Origin of the sequence: Thalassotalea atypica, assembly GCF_030295975.1 — a bacterium.
In the GTDB taxonomy this organism is placed as follows: Bacteria; Pseudomonadota; Gammaproteobacteria; order Enterobacterales; family Alteromonadaceae; genus Thalassotalea_F; species Thalassotalea_F atypica.
On sequence record NZ_AP027364.1, the window covers coordinates 126,503 to 142,771 of the forward strand.

General features: G+C 41.2%; 14 protein-coding genes. 11 read left to right on the top strand and 3 right to left on the bottom strand.

From position 1 onward, the window contains the following. The first annotated feature begins 11 nt into the window (after positions 1–11). The 5 genes from QUE03_RS00545 (at position 12) to QUE03_RS00565 (ending at position 5,981) form a co-directional block, all read left to right on the top strand. A complete protein-coding gene (locus QUE03_RS00545; RefSeq protein ID WP_286264040.1) occupies positions 12–1,328 on the top strand; it encodes an ABC transporter permease in 1,317 nt (438 codons plus the stop codon). A 10-nt stretch (positions 1,329–1,338) separates the two neighbouring features. Continuing rightward, positions 1,339–2,556 carry an ABC transporter permease gene (locus QUE03_RS00550; protein ID WP_286264041.1) on the top strand — a complete coding sequence of 406 codons (1,218 nt, stop codon included), beginning with the start codon at positions 1,339–1,341 and terminating at the stop codon, positions 2,554–2,556. Positions 2,557–2,730: 174 nt separating this feature from the next. Next, positions 2,731–4,068, top strand: a complete 1,338-nt coding sequence (locus QUE03_RS00555) for a sigma-54-dependent transcriptional regulator (protein WP_286264042.1) — start codon at positions 2,731–2,733, stop codon at positions 4,066–4,068. Continuing rightward, complete coding sequence (locus QUE03_RS00560) at positions 4,065–5,363, top strand: sensor histidine kinase (protein WP_286264043.1); 1,299 nt, start codon at positions 4,065–4,067, stop codon at positions 5,361–5,363. Before QUE03_RS00555 ends, QUE03_RS00560 begins: the two co-directional genes overlap by 4 nt. A 12-nt stretch (positions 5,364–5,375) precedes the next feature. Then, a complete protein-coding gene (locus QUE03_RS00565) occupies positions 5,376–5,981 on the top strand; it encodes a cold shock and DUF1294 domain-containing protein (protein ID WP_286264044.1) in 606 nt (201 codons plus the stop codon). A 52-nt stretch (positions 5,982–6,033) separates the two neighbouring features. Here the strand turns inward: QUE03_RS00565 and QUE03_RS00570 are convergent, their stop codons facing one another. Continuing rightward, positions 6,034–8,253 (bottom strand): winged helix-turn-helix domain-containing protein, encoded by a 2,220-nt coding sequence (locus QUE03_RS00570; RefSeq protein ID WP_286264047.1) that lies wholly within the window; start codon positions 8,251–8,253, stop codon positions 6,034–6,036. A gap of 230 nt (positions 8,254–8,483) precedes the next feature. On the opposite strand from QUE03_RS00570, the gene QUE03_RS00575 reads away from it, so the two are divergent. From QUE03_RS00575 to QUE03_RS00585, 3 genes are all read left to right on the top strand, one after another. After that, the gene (locus QUE03_RS00575; protein WP_286264049.1) at positions 8,484–9,365 is read left to right on the top strand and encodes an alpha/beta hydrolase; all 882 of its coding nucleotides are present in this window, start codon (positions 8,484–8,486) and stop codon (positions 9,363–9,365) included. A gap of 3 nt (positions 9,366–9,368) precedes the next feature. Then, positions 9,369–10,220 (top strand): hypothetical protein, encoded by an 852-nt coding sequence (locus QUE03_RS00580; protein ID WP_286264051.1) that lies wholly within the window; start codon positions 9,369–9,371, stop codon positions 10,218–10,220. A 92-nt stretch (positions 10,221–10,312) separates the two neighbouring features. After that, positions 10,313–11,509, top strand: coding sequence for a serine hydrolase domain-containing protein (locus QUE03_RS00585; RefSeq protein WP_286264052.1), 1,197 nt, complete (start codon positions 10,313–10,315; stop codon positions 11,507–11,509). Positions 11,510–11,641: 132 nt separating this feature from the next. Here the strand turns inward: QUE03_RS00585 and QUE03_RS00590 are convergent, their stop codons facing one another. Continuing rightward, positions 11,642–12,622, bottom strand: a complete 981-nt coding sequence (locus tag QUE03_RS00590; protein ID WP_286264053.1) for a helix-turn-helix domain-containing protein — start codon at positions 12,620–12,622, stop codon at positions 11,642–11,644. A 240-nt stretch (positions 12,623–12,862) separates the two neighbouring features. Here QUE03_RS00590 and QUE03_RS00595 point away from each other — a divergent pair, with 240 nt between their 5' ends. Next, positions 12,863–13,003, top strand: a complete 141-nt coding sequence (locus tag QUE03_RS00595; RefSeq protein ID WP_286264054.1) for a hypothetical protein — start codon at positions 12,863–12,865, stop codon at positions 13,001–13,003. Between the two features lie 95 nt (positions 13,004–13,098). Continuing rightward, on the top strand, positions 13,099–13,665 hold the full coding sequence (gene tehB, locus QUE03_RS00600) for a tellurite resistance methyltransferase TehB (protein ID WP_286264056.1): 567 nt from the start codon (positions 13,099–13,101) through the stop codon (positions 13,663–13,665). A gap of 289 nt (positions 13,666–13,954) precedes the next feature. On the opposite strand, the gene yihA is transcribed toward tehB, so the two are convergent. Then, positions 13,955–14,605 carry a ribosome biogenesis GTP-binding protein YihA/YsxC gene (gene yihA / locus QUE03_RS00605; protein ID WP_286264058.1) on the bottom strand — a complete coding sequence of 217 codons (651 nt, stop codon included), beginning with the start codon at positions 14,603–14,605 and terminating at the stop codon, positions 13,955–13,957. 300 nt (positions 14,606–14,905) lie between these two features. On the opposite strand from yihA, the gene QUE03_RS00610 reads away from it, so the two are divergent. Then, positions 14,906–16,159: a c-type cytochrome gene (locus QUE03_RS00610; protein ID WP_286264062.1), complete on the top strand. Its 1,254-nt coding sequence runs from the start codon at positions 14,906–14,908 to the stop codon at positions 16,157–16,159. The last annotated feature ends 110 nt before the right edge of the window (positions 16,160–16,269 follow it).

Below are 16,269 nucleotides of genomic sequence, written 5' to 3' on the forward strand. Positions count from 1 at the left end.
GGGGCTAGATTGTGTTTATTTATTACCTACAAATCGCGATGAAAAGTTTGCTGAAAACTAAAGTCACGTCTGCATTAATGGTCATAGCTATTGCCTGTGGCATTGGTATTTCAATGACCGCATTAACGTTAAACCACATGACGGATAATAATCCGATTGCACATAAGAACGATCAGTTGTTTAGTTTGCAATTGATGACGGTAGATCGCGCCGTAGATGGTTGGTATGCAGACGGGCGTTATCCGTACCAATTGACCTATCAAGATGCGACTAACATTGTGCGTGACAATCCTAAGATGACATTGGCCGCCATGTACAAAAGTGGTTTTGCTGTACGCAATGAGACACAAACCAGCAAGCCATTCTTAAAAGCAGCCCGTTTAACTACTCGCCACTTTTTTACTATGTTTGATATGCCTTTTTTGTATGGCTCGACTTGGTCAGAAAAAGCAGATCAAGACGGCGCTAATGTTGTGGTGATCAGCGAAGAAATGAACATTAAAATTTTTGGTGGCGGTGACAATACCAACAAACAAATTTATTTGGATAACACCTTGTTTACCGTCGTAGGGATTACGAAGTCATGGAACCCCGCACCCAAGTTTTACGACGTTAATAACGGACCTTTTCAAGACATTGAACAATTTTTTGTCCCGATAGCATTATCACCCATCATGGAAATTGGTAGCTGGGGTAACAATAACGGCTGGAAAGATGAAATTGTTAATAACCATCAAGACAAACTTCAGTCAGAAGTCATGTGGTTGCAGTTTTGGGCGCAACTTGATTCAACGGAAGAAAAAGAAGCTTTTGAACAATACCTAGCAGGCTACATTAGTGAGCAGAAAAAACTGGGTCGCTTTAATCGCGATGATGCGGGCGCAAAGCTTTCGAATGTGCAGCAATGGCTTGATTTAAATAATGTGGTTGGTGATGACTCCAACGTGCTTGTTGGCGTTAGCTTTATGTTCCTAGCAGTGTGTCTCGTCAATACCATTGGTTTATTGTTGGCGAAATTCTTACGAAGTGCGCCTGAAGTTGGCGTCCGAAGAGCACTGGGAGCCAGCAAAGGACAAGTATTTATGCAGCATTTAATTGAAGTTGGGCTGTTGGGCTTTATTGGTGGCCTCTTAGGTTTAGTGATGGCCAACATCGGACTATACCTGCTTAGAAGTCAATTTAATGGCTTCAATGTTGTGGCTACCATGGACATGACCATGTTGTTTGCTGCGCCTATTATTGCCATTTTGGCAACCACTATTGCCGGTTTATACCCTGCTTGGCGAGTATGTACCACCTTGCCATCAGTGCATTTAAAAACTCAATAAGGACACTACTATGTTTCAAATTATGCCAATACTCAGTGCAATGATGCGTAACAAGGGCAGTGTGTCACTGATCATTATTCAAATTGCACTTACCTTAGCGATTGTCAGTAATGCCACCTTTATTATTTCTGAGCGCATTGCGATGATGCAACGTGATACCGGTTTACCAGTGGAAGAAATATTCTCAGTTAACTCATTCTTCTTCGATGACAGAGTAGATCCGATCGACCAAATTTCCTTAGATGCAAGACGACTTAGGGAAATGCCAGGTGTGATCAGTGCTACGTCAATAAACCAAGTGCCATTATCTGGCAGTGGTGATTCTTGGGGGGTTCGTGATAAGCGAGAAATTGAAGGCGCTAAAGTGGCTTATACAGGGGTTTACACTGGCGATCACCACACATTATCCACCTTAGGACAAACAGTATCACAAGGTAGAGATTTTAATGCGGATGATGTTCTGCATTTGAGAAATGAAGTACAAATGCCGAAAGCGGCCATTGTCACCTCGGCATTAGCAAAGGAACTTTTTGCCGATGAAAATGCGATTGGAAAGTATATTTATACAGGTCCTACTGACACCGCTGAGCCGATTGAAATAATCGGTGTTGTGGCACAAATGCAAGGCTCGTGGGTACATTCAGATATTGTAGAGAAAAACGTGTTTTTTCCAGTGGTTAACTCATGGAACTCAATGACGCTTGTGGTCAGAGCCGAACAGAGTGCACTTGATAGCATCGCACTCGAAATGGAAGATGTGTTACTCGGGCTAGAAAAAAATCGTGTAGTAGGTGAGCCAAGAACCATGGCAAAAATGAAAAAGCGAAGCTACCAACGTGATAGGTTGATGACCAACATGTTACTTGTCATTGTTGCAGTGCTGATTTTTATTACGGCACTTGGTATTGCTGGCGTTTCTATTTTCAACGTTAATCGCCGAAGAAAACAAATTGGTACGCGCCGTGCGTTAGGTGCGAGTAAGGGGGATATTGTTAGCTATTTTATGACAGAAAGTGCGCTTATTGCGGCGGTTGGTATTGTCATAGGTACCTTGTTAACCTTTACATTAAACACTTTTTTGATGAAACAGTTTTCAACGACGTCATTGTCTCTTGATTATCTGCTGTTCACCATGGTGGGTATTGTCTTGATCAGTCAAATTTCTGCTTTTTGGCCTGCAAAGAAAGCAACACATATTTCACCGGCTATCGCAACACGCAGTGCCTAAGTACTACAACCTGATTGAAGATGAAAAATTAACTCATATATGCCATGTTCAGTGAACCTTGAACATGGCATTATTGTTTATAACTCCATATTTTATGATTCTGTTAGATGCCTGATTCTTAATGTATTAACAGAGATCGTTGAAGATAACTTAAAGAATTAAAAGAAAAAATAAATGGACAAAATACTCATCATCGATGACAACATTTCAGTGTGTAAAGCGTTGACTATCTTGCTGGAAATTCATCGTTTCTCTGTGACCAGTTGCCATTCACCGCAGCATGGCATGGAAATTTTAGCGCAAGAAAAAATCTCACTGGTTATCTTAGACATGAACTTTAGCCAAGACACCACTAGTGGTGAAGAAGGTAAAGAAGCATTTTATAAAATCAGGGCAATGCAGGCAGATTTACCGATCATTTTACTCACTGCATGGACTGATTTAGAAATGGCGGTCGAGTTGGTTAAAAGTGGTGCTGCGGACTATTTAAGTAAGCCATGGGATGATCAAAAGCTATTGGTGACGATTAAAAATTTAATCGAATTAAATGAAACCAATCAGGTTGCACAAAAACTCAGACGACAACATCAAGAACGCGTACGAATCAACGATACCGCAGACTTACGTGGCTTGATTTATGAAAGCACAAGTATGCAACGCCTGGTCGATATGGCGGTGCAAGTGGCCGAGTCAAATGCGTCAGTATTGATCACCGGCCCAAATGGCGCGGGTAAAGAAAAAATTGCTGAAATTATTCAAGCCAATTCTTTACGGAATAATGGGCCATTTATTAAGGTTAACATTGGCGCACTGCCACAAGATTTAATGGAATCCGAATTATTTGGTGCAGAAGCGGGCGCATATACTGGCGCAGACAAACAACGTATTGGTCGATTTGAAGCAGCCGATGGCGGTACCTTGTTTTTAGATGAAATTGGCAATTTGTCGCTATCTGGGCAAATGAAGCTATTAAGGGTGTTGCAAACTGGAGAGTTTGAACGATTGGGCAGCCATGCCACACACAAGGTTGATGTAAGAGTGGTCAGTGCCACCAATGCCGATTTACTCGCTGACATTGGCAAAGGATTGTTTAGGGAAGACCTATTTTATCGTCTCAATGTTATTCAACTTGCCTTACCAGCATTAGCTGAGCGCTTGGATGATGTCATACCATTAATAGAACACTTTACCCAACAGTCCAAACCGTTATCGAAACTAGCAGAGCGCCATTTGCTTAATTATACATGGCCAGGAAACGTACGTGAGCTTGAAAATGCTTGTCAACGGGCGATGTTATTTTCTAAATCGCAAGAATGGCAACTGGAAGATTTTGGCCTTTCACCGCAGCAAGCGCAATTGATAGAAAAGGTCGAGACAGAAGATTTATCAGAGCAAGATATTATGACGGCGCTAAATGAAGCCAGTGGCGTGATCAGTAAGGCAGCCCGTAAATTAGGGATCAGCCGACAAGCGCTGTATCGACGCATGGACAAGTTTGGTATCAATAAATGAGATTTACTGCGAAAACCAAGTTAGTAAGTATCGTATTGAGTGTTAACCTTATTTCTAATGCTCTGGTGTTTTATGGCGTAGGCGGCACTGACATTATTCAGCTGTCCTTATGGTTATCGATCTCTTTAGCTTTGAGCTATGCGTTAACCTCGTATGCCTACAAAAAAATGGACGATCGATTTAAGGCGCTGGAAATTGGCTTACTCAATTTTCAAGATAATGAGTTCTCGTCATCGATCAAAGAAGTAGGTGATGATGAGTTTAGCCAACTTTGTCAGCTTTTCAACGAAGTATCAGCCAAACTTAGAAGAGAAAAACAAAACATTTATCAACGGGAATTGTTGTTAGATAAAGTAATAGAAAGCTCACCCATTGTGATGTTTCTTGTGGATAATGACGGACGATTTGTTTATTCAAATAGTGCAGCTCGGCATTTTCTTAATGAAGGAAAAGCGCTAGAAGGCTTTGACTTTCAACAACAAATGGCGAAGTGGGCACCCTCTTTACAACATGCTATCTCCGCACAGCGTGATAGCTTGTTTGGTCTTGAACACAAGGGTGAGCAAGAGACGTGGCACCTTTCTACAGGACGGTTTACCTTAAATAGCCAAAACCATCGCCTGTACTTGATTAAGCAATTAACCAAAGAGCTTAATCGTCAAGAAGTCAGTGTTTGGAAAAAGGTGATCCGTGTGATCAGCCATGAACTCAATAATTCGATGGCGCCCATTTCCTCGGTTTCACATTCGGGCAGTTTGATTGCCTCGGAGCTTGAAAATAAACACCTTATGCTTATTTTTGAAACCATTACCGAGCGTATTGAGCATCTAAACAGTTTTATTTCCGGTTACGCAACCTTCGCCAAGCTGCCTTCTCCTTTGCCTAAAGAGGTCAATTGGGCGTCTTTTATCGCCAAGCTTAAAACGCAAGTTGCGTTTAGCTTTCTAGGTGAAATTCCGAATGAGCCTTCGTGGTTTGATGCCAGTCAGCTTGAGCAGTTAATGATCAATCTGATTAAAAATGCCCACGAGTCTGGCTCTAGCCCGCAAAACGTATCCGTTGAAGTAAATCGAAAAGCATTACAAACAGAAATCATCATTGCCGATCGGGGTATGGGCATGTCTGAAGCCGTCTTAACCAATGCACTTGTACCTTTTTATTCAACGAAACAATCAGGTACAGGCTTAGGTTTAGCGTTATGCCGCGAAATAGTGGAAGCCCATGATGGTCGTATCGTTTTAGCCAATCGCAAAAACGGTGGGCTGAGGGTTACCGTCAGTTTGCCGAACAGCTAAAAATGACTTAATGTGCGTTTAAAAGGAAAGCTCATCAATTGGAATAAGGAGAAAGCGTTTGGTTTTATCAACCCAAATGGCGGTGGCGAGCACGTATTCATTCATAAATCTGCATTTAACAATCGCCAACGCAAGCCACAAATGAATGATGTCATCATTTTTTCTATTACCAAAGATAAGCACGGTAGGTATTGCGCGAGTGAAGCAACTTTTTCGGGCGAAAAAAGTTCAAAGCATCAGGTAAACAGCAGCATTAAGTTTTCAATTTATCTTTCAGTGATGTTCTTAGGTTTTATTATTTCTGCGTTCTTCATTGATTATATCCCGATAAATTTGGCTCTGACATACTTTGGTGTTAGCACGCTGACGTTTATTGTTTATGCCATTGATAAATCAAAAGCGCGGCGTAACGCGTGGCGAACATCGGAAAGTACATTACATTTCTTAGCGCTTGCTGGCGGCTGGCCTGGCGCAGCCATCGCACAACAAAACCTTCGGCATAAATCTCAGAAAAAAAAGTTCCGGGTTATGTTTTGGCTAACGGTTTTGGTTAATTGTGGCGCATTGGCTTGGTTAATGTCATCAAACGGACAGCCTTATATGGCATTGTTCAGCTAAGTACCTAATAAGGCAATGCCAAATGAACACGGGAGCGTTGACCTGGATTATGCTATTCATTTAAATAAAGTTCAGCCACTTCTTTTTTAGCGGTAATACGCACGCTCATTAATAAATTTGTCTGATTAATGTCAGTTATCGCATCGACATTGTCGGGTAACTGGCCAATGACTTCAAACGCACCATCACTAAGCGTGTACGACCACAACTCAAAGTCGTCATTGACGCCATAAATAATATTGTCTTTGATGATGAATCGTTGCTTAGCACTTCCTTGACCTTCTAATGTTCCAATAAGTTGATCTTCCGCAGGACCGGGCTGCCAAAAGCGATCCATTTGATCGGTATAAATTAATCGGCCTTCATCAGTCTTGAGCGCCCAGTTAACTGTCTTATCCGTAATCACAGTGTACTCAGCACTAGCAAGGTTTAATTCGACTAACTTTAAGATACCTTGGATACGGACTAGTAGCAAAGCACTGTTGTTCTCGCTGTCCCACTGATAAAGACGAACTACCGCGTGTTTTATTGGAAAGTGCTTTTGGTTTGAATCTAAGTCAACTTGAGTGAGTAAATTATTGGCATTGACTAAGAGGCTTTTACCGTTCGTGGACCAGTCTAGACCACTAATATCAGTATCAATTGGAAAATTAGTCAGTTGTGTTGACCTATTACCATCGGTTATCCAAATTTGATCTTCGCCGGACCGGCCTGAGATAAATGCGATTAAATCGCCATCGGGCTGATAAATCGCGTCGTCTTCGCCCAGTGTAGAACGTTCTAGTATTGAAATATCAGGTACTGTGTCATGTCGCAGCGCGAACGTGTTGCTTTCTTGAAATTGTGATAATGGCACCTTAGGTATCTGTGACAGCGGTATTGTTGCGATATCACTGTCCCAATGCCCCTTAATCATTAGCATTTGCTTCCCGTTAGGGTGAAATACTGGCGAGCCAATTGACTCATCTAGCGGTAAACTGGTATTGGTTATTTTACCTTGAAAGGATAGGGTAAAGAGTTGCCTTCCGGTACTAAAAATAAGCTGTTCACTGTTGGGGATAAAATTAGGGTATATGTTTCGTTGATTGTTAACTTCTTCAGGGTAATCAATTGGATAACTGGACAATATCTGACCATCTGGTTTGAGGATTTCGATGTGATTCTGGCCGTCATTGTGGGTGCTGATTATGGCGATAAGATCATCAGTAACTGAATAATCATAATCAATGATATTGCCATCATTGATTGAGTAAATTACCTGACTTATGTTGTCCTTAAGTGAGTAGTTGACTAATTTCCAACGGTTGGTGGTTTTTTGTAACAACGCGATGTTATTGCTGTTTAACCAAGTTGGTTTGTTGATTGTTGAATTTTTACATTCCAACAAGGTGCTAGGGGATTGTGCCGATTTAAGGGCTTGAGCAAAATCCAAGTTCATTAGTTTATAACAATTTTTTTGTGTGATTGGCCTGGCGCAGTTTTCCGTTTCAACAAATATTAGATGCTTACCATCAGGAGAAAAACTAGGGGTGCCGTAGCGACCCATGTTTTGAGTCAGTTGGCTTTCTTGCTGAGTTTTGATGTTTTTTGCCCAAACGTTACTTTCGATGCAAAGTCTTTCTGAATAACGAAGGAAAACGATGTACTCACCGTCAGGAGAATAAATACCGCCAAATTCCTTGTTGTCAGTGGCTGTCAATGAGCGCAACTCTCCGAAAGATAGTGTATAGGGCGCTGTTGCAGAGAAATAATTAACCCCGATAAACCCCAAAATAATTACGCCGACCATAAGCGCGATAAAACCCGACTTGAGTTTAGATCTATCCGCAGTGACAGTGTTTTCAGGTTGAACGATTGACGTGCGATGTTCTATAGAGTGTTCAGGCGTTATGGGGTTGGTACCAATGGGAGTAGTTTTTGATAAAGGCTCTTGTTCAAGTAGCGACTCAGCATCTACACTATCTTGCCATCGAACCTCGCACTCCAGACTATAGCCTTGTTTTGCATGAGTTTTAATATACGATTGACTATTTTCACCTAGTGCTTTTCTTAATTGGGCAACGCTTCTTTGTAAGGTATTGGGTGTTACAACGGTGTCCGGCCACACCTCGGATAATAATTCGTCCTGGCTGACAACCTTGTTGGCATTTTTGGCAAGACACGTTAATACGGCTAAAGCTTTCGGCGGAATTGTCCGAGATTGCATTTTTTGTGTAATTTGATTTCGAGTTAAGTCGATAAAAAATTCACCTACCCAGTACTGTTCGGCCATATACCCTCTATTTCAGATGAAAACTCTTGCACTAAAGTGAACTTAAACAAAATGAAATACCTTAGCACAGCCTAAACCTCAGCTAAACAGAATTATTTAACTTGCTGATAATTTAGAGTTTTTCACTTCGTCAGCAAGACGTCAGCTAAAAATCATCGTAACTTCAAGTATTTTTACTTCGATCCGTTTAACTTCAGTACACAATTATTCAAAAGAGTGAATATTAATTGATGGATACTTATAGACGAAAAGATAAAGTGATAAATACGACGAAGAGTTTAATGCTAGCCTTAGTCGTTTTGTTGCCTTTTTTACCACTTCAGGCAGCTGAGACTAAAGACTTAACATTACCAAGAATACAAGTCGTTCCTATTAAAGACACTCAGGCTGATAGGCTATACGAACTTTACATAAAGTTGCCTCAGGGATACACAAAGAGCAAAGACAAAAACTACCCTGTAATTTATTTTACCGATGCAGATACGCACATCGAACTATTGTCTGGTACTGAGTTTTTGATGGAAGACGTTATTTTGGTGGGAATTTCTCATCAAAAAGATCTCGATGAAACGTCAGGGATACGTGACAGTAGAGCGAGAGATTATTCAATAAGTAAGTCAAGCAACCTCGAACGTCAAGCGAAATATCAATTTGGCCAAGCGGGCAAGCACCTCGCCTTTATTCGCCATGATGTCATTAAATTTATCGAAAGCAACTATCGAACTGATCCGAGTAATCGAACGTATTTCGGCTTTTCCCTTGGCGGCTTGTTTGGTACCTATGCCCTAATGACGCATCCGGACACATTCAAAAACTACATTTTAGGTAGTCCGTCGCTTTGGCGAGATATTCCATTGCTTTTTTCTCTAGAAAATCCGGCATTAAAAAGTAAAGGGCAGGCGATCAACTTGTTCATAACTTATGGCGAACAGGAAAAAGAATTGGCTGTGCATGTTGAAGATTTCATTACTCAGCTAAAGAACAAAAATTACCAAGCACTGTCATCAATAAAGCAGGTAGTGATTGATTCTGCGGGTCATAGTGATTCGTTCCCTATGGTGGGTGTTCGCAGTGTGAAATGGTTATCAAATCTAATAAAAGAGCAAGGATAAAACATGAAACATAATATAATTTTTACGCTTGCGCTGCTTTCAATGCTAACGATGAGTAGCAATAGCTACGGGCATGATGAGCAATCAGCCCTTAAAGGCCCGTATGTCGGGCAAACACCGCCCGGCTTAACGCCTGAAGTGTTCGCGCCTCGGGGAAGAACTACAGCACATCGTGATCATAGCGGTTTTTTTACCCCTGACATGAAAGAATTTTACTTTACCCGAAGAAACAATAGTGATGCCAAGTGGTCACTAATTGCATTTAAGTATGAAAATAATCAATGGCACGAGTCGCTTGTTGGCCCAAGAGTCGGACGCCCGATTGTAACGCCTGATGGCAAGATAATGCATTTAGGCAAGCGTTATATGGAGCGTACCGATACAGGCTGGTCAGAGATTAAAAGCCTTGGGCTGCCATTTGAAGACTTTCGTATTATGCGTCTTATGTCATCAGCCAATGGTACTTATTATTTTGATGAAGCAAATGAGTCTGTACCAATTCATTATTCTCGACTGGTCAATGGCAAGCGCGAAAAGCCCAAAGCGGTAGATATTAATTTCGGTGACTGGAATGCGCATCCTTACATTGCACCTGACGAGTCATATTTGATCTGGGATGAGCAAGACGATGGTGGCTATGGACGTGCCGATTTATATATCTCTTTTCGTCAACCAGATGGTTCATGGGGCGCCCCCATTAACTTTGGAGAAGAAATCAACACTGGTGCATCAGAAAGTGGAGCAATAGTGACCCCTGACGGTAAATACCTATTTTTTAACCGCTTTATAAATGACCAAAATGCGGGGATGCATTGGGTTGACGCGCAAATCATTGAAACGCTTAGGCCTAAGTGATCATTTTTTAAAACAAAAAAACTAGACGAACTTTATGACGTACGCAAATCCGAATCCGCGCGTACAGATTGTAGATGAAAAAAGGAATAACTATGAAAATAAAATTAAAATTCAAAGGCTTACTTGCTGTTACGCTGCTGAGCTGTTTGAGTAATACTGTAGCGGCGAAACCTGCGCCAGAAGTTTCAGAGGCTGATGCTAAAATATCGTTTTGGGATATGCCTTATCTTGAAAGAGCCTATATACAATCAACCCCTGAGGAACGAAAAGACAATATTCCAGTGGGTCATTTAGGTGTTGATGGTGGCAATAAGAAGATGATTATTCAGTTAGCGAAAGACATTGCGGAGAAAAAGTACGGCCTTGTCGACAGCCTGCTTATCGCGCACCAAGGGAAGCTTCTTTTTGAGTCCTATTATTTACGCGGTCGTGTGGATTTACCGCACATGCAAGCATCAAGCACTAAATCTTATGTCAGCCTAGCTGTTGGTCGTGCCATTCAACTTGGTTACTTAACGATGGATGATTTAAATAAACCTCTGGTGAGTTTTCTTAGCGACTTAGATCGTTCAAAACTGATCGACGGTGCAGACACCATTACGCTGCATAAAGCGCTGACCATGAGCTCTGGCATGCAAATTAGTCGAGATCAGATTAAAGAATTCAAGAAAACCCCAGGTCAACTAAAAGGCCAAGGTCAGGTACAAACGTTTCTTGAACACAGCCCTGCAATTAACGCAGAAACTCAGCGCTTCAACTACTCAAACACTGATCCAATACTGGTGATGCAAGTGTTGGAAGCTGTAGTACCAGGTACGGCCAAAGCATTTATCAAAAAAGAGCTGCTTGATAAAATGGAGATTGTTCAATACGCATGGAAGGACGATGTCAGCGGACTACCCATGGCGCCTTACTCATCAAGTATGACATCGCGAAATATGCTTAAGTGGGGAACCCTGATCAAAAATAATGGTAAATGGAATGGCGAACAATTGGTGCCTAAAGCGTTTATAGCTAAAGCAACGAATAGAATTGTTCACCCTAACGCAGATGAAACATTTTTTGTTGGGGATAATGTTGTTAATCCCGGATACGGCTATTACTTTTGGCAAGCCGATATGAAAGTTGGTGATAAAAACTATTACACACGTTCAGCACAAGGGGGCGGTGGCCAATACATTATCTTAATAGATGAACTTGATCTTATTGTTGTAACTACGGCTCATGAGCGAGACGATAGAACCATGAAGATGACAGCAGAAAGGGTTTTACCGGCATTTGTTCAATAAACTGGTGAGTTGATAGAGGCATACATGACCCGTCGTCAATATGCCTTTGTCATCTGTTGCAATGCACTCATAACCTTTAGGAGCTTTAGTTAAACTCACGATTTTCGTCACCAACCAAAAGCTCTTCGGGGCTCAGCGTTCTTCCTTTGCCAATAGCTCCATTAAGCCAACCAGAGCAATAAAGAATACAGCACCTACAGGCCATATGATCCAGGTGACACCCCAGTCCATTGTCCATAAGCTCCAACCAAGAAACACTGCTATCAACAAAGGCCAGTAGAATGCAGCAAGCTTTTCAGCACGTTGTGCACGTCTACTCTTGGTGGTCGCCATACTGATATCTTTTAGAATACTGTTGTAGGCGTCATATTTTGCTGTAACAGGTACGACAATATATAAACCCCCTGCGATTATCAGCAGTAATACAATCAGCATCATTAACCTTGTTTCAGTGTCAGCGGAAAACATACTCACCAACATCAGCGGCACAAAACTGATGATGAACATGAAAATACCTATAGACAGTTGTCGATTATAGCTGGCTTTAAATTTTTCTAATTTATCTGTAAAAACGCTGTGTACGCCATAGGCCAATTCAAAGTGCTCATTGTCAATTACAGCAATGTCGCTTTCGTATTGGTTGGTCTTGATAAAAAAGTTGATGCCGATCGAGATCAAAACCAAGAGGCTGACAATGCCAAGTGCGGCGGCAATATCACCGGTTAGGTTCAATTTATTCGATTGAGCCATGGCCAAAAAGAAAATTAGCGGTATGACTGAGCTTACACAAAGGACTACGCCCTTGGTTATTAAGGCTGATATAGCCGCCTTCTTTTCAATATAATTTAATGCTTGCTCTAGGCTAATTTGAACTGTAGTTGACTCGTTGCTTGGGTCTTGAGATTCAAACGTTTCATTTTCATCTTTCAAAAGAAAATCTGTGGATACGTCAAAAATTTCTGCCAACATAATTATTTTGTTCAAATCGGGTATGCTATTAGCGCTTTCCCATTTCGATACAGATTGTCTAGACACGTTCACTTTTTCAGCTAAATCTTCTTGCGACCAACCAAACTGCTTCCTTAATCTGACAATCTTATCTGCTAGTATCATGATGCTATTTCCTTTGTCTGTTGTTGAGTGGCCAGCATAGAAAGCTAGCCAGTTGCAGAACAGCAAGTCAGGTTGTTAATTTGTCAACCAGCGGTTGCAATTAGGCTAAGCAGTTAAATTTAAATACTTTTATTAGTGCTAGCAAGCGAGTTTTAATTTATATCGTTGGTTCGAAATAGCTATTGTACGCCCTGTATCAGAAACATTTTCTACCGGTTTTCAATTCGTCGGACCGTTTTGATGGCGGATATTATACAAATTTTCCTTATTCGGCGTTCTTATGATGTCCAAGAAAATCCTCGCTTACTGCCGACTTGGAAAAATGCTGATGAAAAAGCAATGCTCTCAGGCACAATGTTGTTAAGTCATATTGTTGATTAAGGTCAAACATAGCTTACTAAATACTCCTGTTCATATTAAACAGGTCCAGAACGGTAGTAAGATAAGAGCCATCATTTCAAAACACTGTTGTTACCATGAATGTTGATCTTAATAGCCGCTACGGCTTAAACCCTGCTCATAGCGAAGTCGTAGAAGCTTGTAAAATTATCGAGCCGTGCGATGCCTTAGATATGGGCTGCTCAAACGGGCGTAATGCAGTCTATCTTAGTCAACTCGAGTTTAATGTTGCTGCCATAGACCATAACCCTAGCGCCATAGATATGCTGCAAAGCATTACGGCTCAAGAGGGAATTGATAACATTAAGGCTCAAGTATACGACATTAACAAAGCGAGTCTCGAACAAGACTTTGGGTTTATTTCTTGTACCGTCACTTTAATGTTTCTCGACCCCGCTCGTGTGGATGCAGTTATCGCTGATATGCAAAAACGCACAGTAGCTGGCGGTTACAACCTTATTGTATGTGCCATGGACACTGAAGAGCATCCATGTCCGGTTCGTTTTCCTTTTACCTTAGCAGCGGGACAGTTACGTGATGCTTACGAAGGTTGGGAGCTGATTAAGTATAATGAAGATGTAGGCACGATGCATAATGGGGCTAAACTACAATTCGCCACTATGTTGGCACGAAAAGCGGGTTAAACGTCGTTAAAGTGTATACGTTACTAAATTCATACTTACAAAATAGATAATCATTTGTCAGACTTTTAACTTTTCTCATTAACCACAAGTACAAATATAAACAAATTTGTAATTATTTTAGAGTAAGTACTTTACTTTTGTTGAGTAAGTACTCTATAATTCAATCGTTCCTTGTGAACGCCTGTTGTAATAATTTTATATATTCTAGCTTTCCCCATAGCTAATCCGCCGGAAGTACTTTGTACTTCCGGTTTTTTTATGCCTAAATTTTGATGTGCTGAGTGGGAAGTTATTGCTCAGGTGAGTCGTTTATTTCTTCATATGGCGAAGCATTACCATTTAAAAACCAATCACAGATAACTTTGTCTGCTTGAGCTGTTCCTGTTTTTTTCAACGATGAAAAAGCTTGTACTTTTATGTCAGCGTTAAGAGGCGCTAGTGCCTTTTTCACTTTTAGTACTTCAGCGCTGGCTTTGCCTTGCGAAAGCTTATCTGATTTTGTCAGTAATGCTAAAACGGGTAAGTTGCTGTCAGCCGCCCACTGAATTAAGTCCATGTCTAGGTCCTTAAGGGGATGACGAATATCCATTAAGATGACCAATCCCTTAAGGCACTCTCTTTTTTCTAAGTACTCGCCTAGGGCTTTTTGCCATTTCTTTTTCATTTCTAACGGGACTTTAGCAAATCCATAACCGGGTAAATCGACTAAGCGGTGATCAGGTGCAATTTCAAAAACATTAATCAATTGCGTTCGACCAGGTGTTTTACTGGTTCTAGCTAAGCTTTTTTGACGCGTTAATGTGTTTAATGCGCTGGACTTACCAGCATTTGAACGACCAGCAAAAGCAACCTCTACACCGCTATCAGCAGGTAGACGTCTAATGTCTGGGGCGCTAATGGTAAATTTAGCTTTATTTAAATGAACGGTTTGCTCTAACACTAAGGTGTCCCATTAAGTAGGTTACTGCCTCTATTATATCCATTTTTTTAGGTAAACAGGTCAATGTTTGTAAAAAATCTGATATTGATTAGATATAGAGACGTAATTGTTAATTTTTTGTAGTCAATTTACTGACATTTTGAGCACTCTGACCACCTGATTTTTACAGGTTTTTTTATTACAAACTCTTACACACAGATTAGAATCGTGTAAAATAGTCGGGTTACGTCTACAAAACAAAAAGTCGATTGATTAAGTCGGCCTATCATTCAAAGCAGAAAAATAAGCAGAGAGCGTTCGATGAAAAAAGTTATCGTATCACTTGTTTTAGGTTTAGGTATGCTTGCTAACGCAAACGCTGCCGGCGATGCAGAAGCGGGTAAAACGAAAGCGGCAGCTTGTGCAGCATGTCATGGTCCAACAGGTGTCAGTGCCATTGATATGTATCCAAACCTTGCCGGTCAACATGCAGACTATATTGCAAAGCAATTAAAAGCCTTTAAAGAAGGTACACGTAAAGATCCTGTCATGGCGCCAATGGCGGCAGCGCTTTCTGATCAAGATATGGCTGATTTAGGTGCATTTTTCGCTGCACATACACGTGCAGGCGAAGCTATTGGTGGTGCTACTGCTGCATCAACTGAGTCAGCTGCACCAGTGTCAACGCCAGCACCTGTAGCTCAAACTGCGGCAATCGTTGGTGATGCAGCGTCAGGTAAATACTTATATGAAAACGGTGACGAGTCTCGTTCAATTGGTGCTTGTATTGGTTGTCATGGTGATAAAGGTAACAGTGATGTATTAATTTACCCTAACCTTGCTAAACAACACCCAGAGTATATTGAAAAACAACTTAAACACTTTAAAGAAGGTGATCGTGTAGATCCGGCAATGAACAATTTTTCTGCGCCACTAACCGAGCAAGAAATTGCTGATTTGGGTGCTTACTTTAAAAACCCCACTGTTACTGCGAAAACGGGTAGCGTGAAAAAGGCGAAAGGGCCAGTGCAAGTAGCTGGTGATGTAGCAGCAGGTAAAGCGAAAGCAGCAACTTGTGCAGCGTGTCACGGTAATGACGGTAATGCATTAGTGCCAATGTACCCGAAAATTGCAGGCCAACACGAAGCTTATCTTGAAAAGCAACTGGTAGAGTTTAAATCGGGTGTTCGAAACGACCCAGTAATGGCGGGCATGGTTGCCGCGTTATCTGCTGATGACATGAAAAATTTAGCAGCTTACTTCGCAACCCAAAAGATGAGTAAAGTAGCGAAACCAGCAAATGTTAACGAAGCAGGGAAAAAGCTATACTTCGGTGGTGATGCAAGTCGTGGAATCACAGCATGTGCGGCATGTCATAGCCCATCAGGTGACGGCATGGCCAGTGCAATGTTCCCAAGCCTAGCGAATCAAAACACTGACTACATCAAAGGTCAGCTTGATAAGTTCCGCAGTGGTGCTCGTAAAAACGACATGAACAGTATGATGCAAAATATTGCTGTGAAATTATCAGACCAAGATATTGCTGATATTGCAGAGTTTATTTCTTCATTGTAACAATTGTTTGTTTGTTAACAAAAAGCAGCAGAAATGCTGCTTTTTTTATACCTAAAAATAATTGGATAATCATTCTCAATGGCATACACTAAATTTCAAACACACCTTTA

Coding starts and splice junctions, on each gene's coding strand:
- QUE03_RS00560 (WP_286264043.1), top strand. CDS start 4,065: ATGAGATTTACTGCGAAAACCAAGTTAGTAAGTATCGTATTGAGTGTT.
- QUE03_RS00595 (WP_286264054.1), top strand. CDS start 12,863: ATGGCGGATATTATACAAATTTTCCTTATTCGGCGTTCTTATGATGTC.
- QUE03_RS00575 (WP_286264049.1), top strand. CDS start 8,484: ATGGATACTTATAGACGAAAAGATAAAGTGATAAATACGACGAAGAGT.
- tehB (WP_286264056.1), top strand. CDS start 13,099: ATGAATGTTGATCTTAATAGCCGCTACGGCTTAAACCCTGCTCATAGC.
- QUE03_RS00590 (WP_286264053.1), bottom strand. CDS start 12,622: ATGATACTAGCAGATAAGATTGTCAGATTAAGGAAGCAGTTTGGTTGG.
- QUE03_RS00585 (WP_286264052.1), top strand. CDS start 10,313: ATGAAAATAAAATTAAAATTCAAAGGCTTACTTGCTGTTACGCTGCTG.
- QUE03_RS00550 (WP_286264041.1), top strand. CDS start 1,339: ATGTTTCAAATTATGCCAATACTCAGTGCAATGATGCGTAACAAGGGC.
- QUE03_RS00610 (WP_286264062.1), top strand. CDS start 14,906: ATGAAAAAAGTTATCGTATCACTTGTTTTAGGTTTAGGTATGCTTGCT.
- QUE03_RS00580 (WP_286264051.1), top strand. CDS start 9,369: ATGAAACATAATATAATTTTTACGCTTGCGCTGCTTTCAATGCTAACG.
- QUE03_RS00555 (WP_286264042.1), top strand. CDS start 2,731: ATGGACAAAATACTCATCATCGATGACAACATTTCAGTGTGTAAAGCG.
- QUE03_RS00570 (WP_286264047.1), bottom strand. CDS start 8,253: ATGGCCGAACAGTACTGGGTAGGTGAATTTTTTATCGACTTAACTCGA.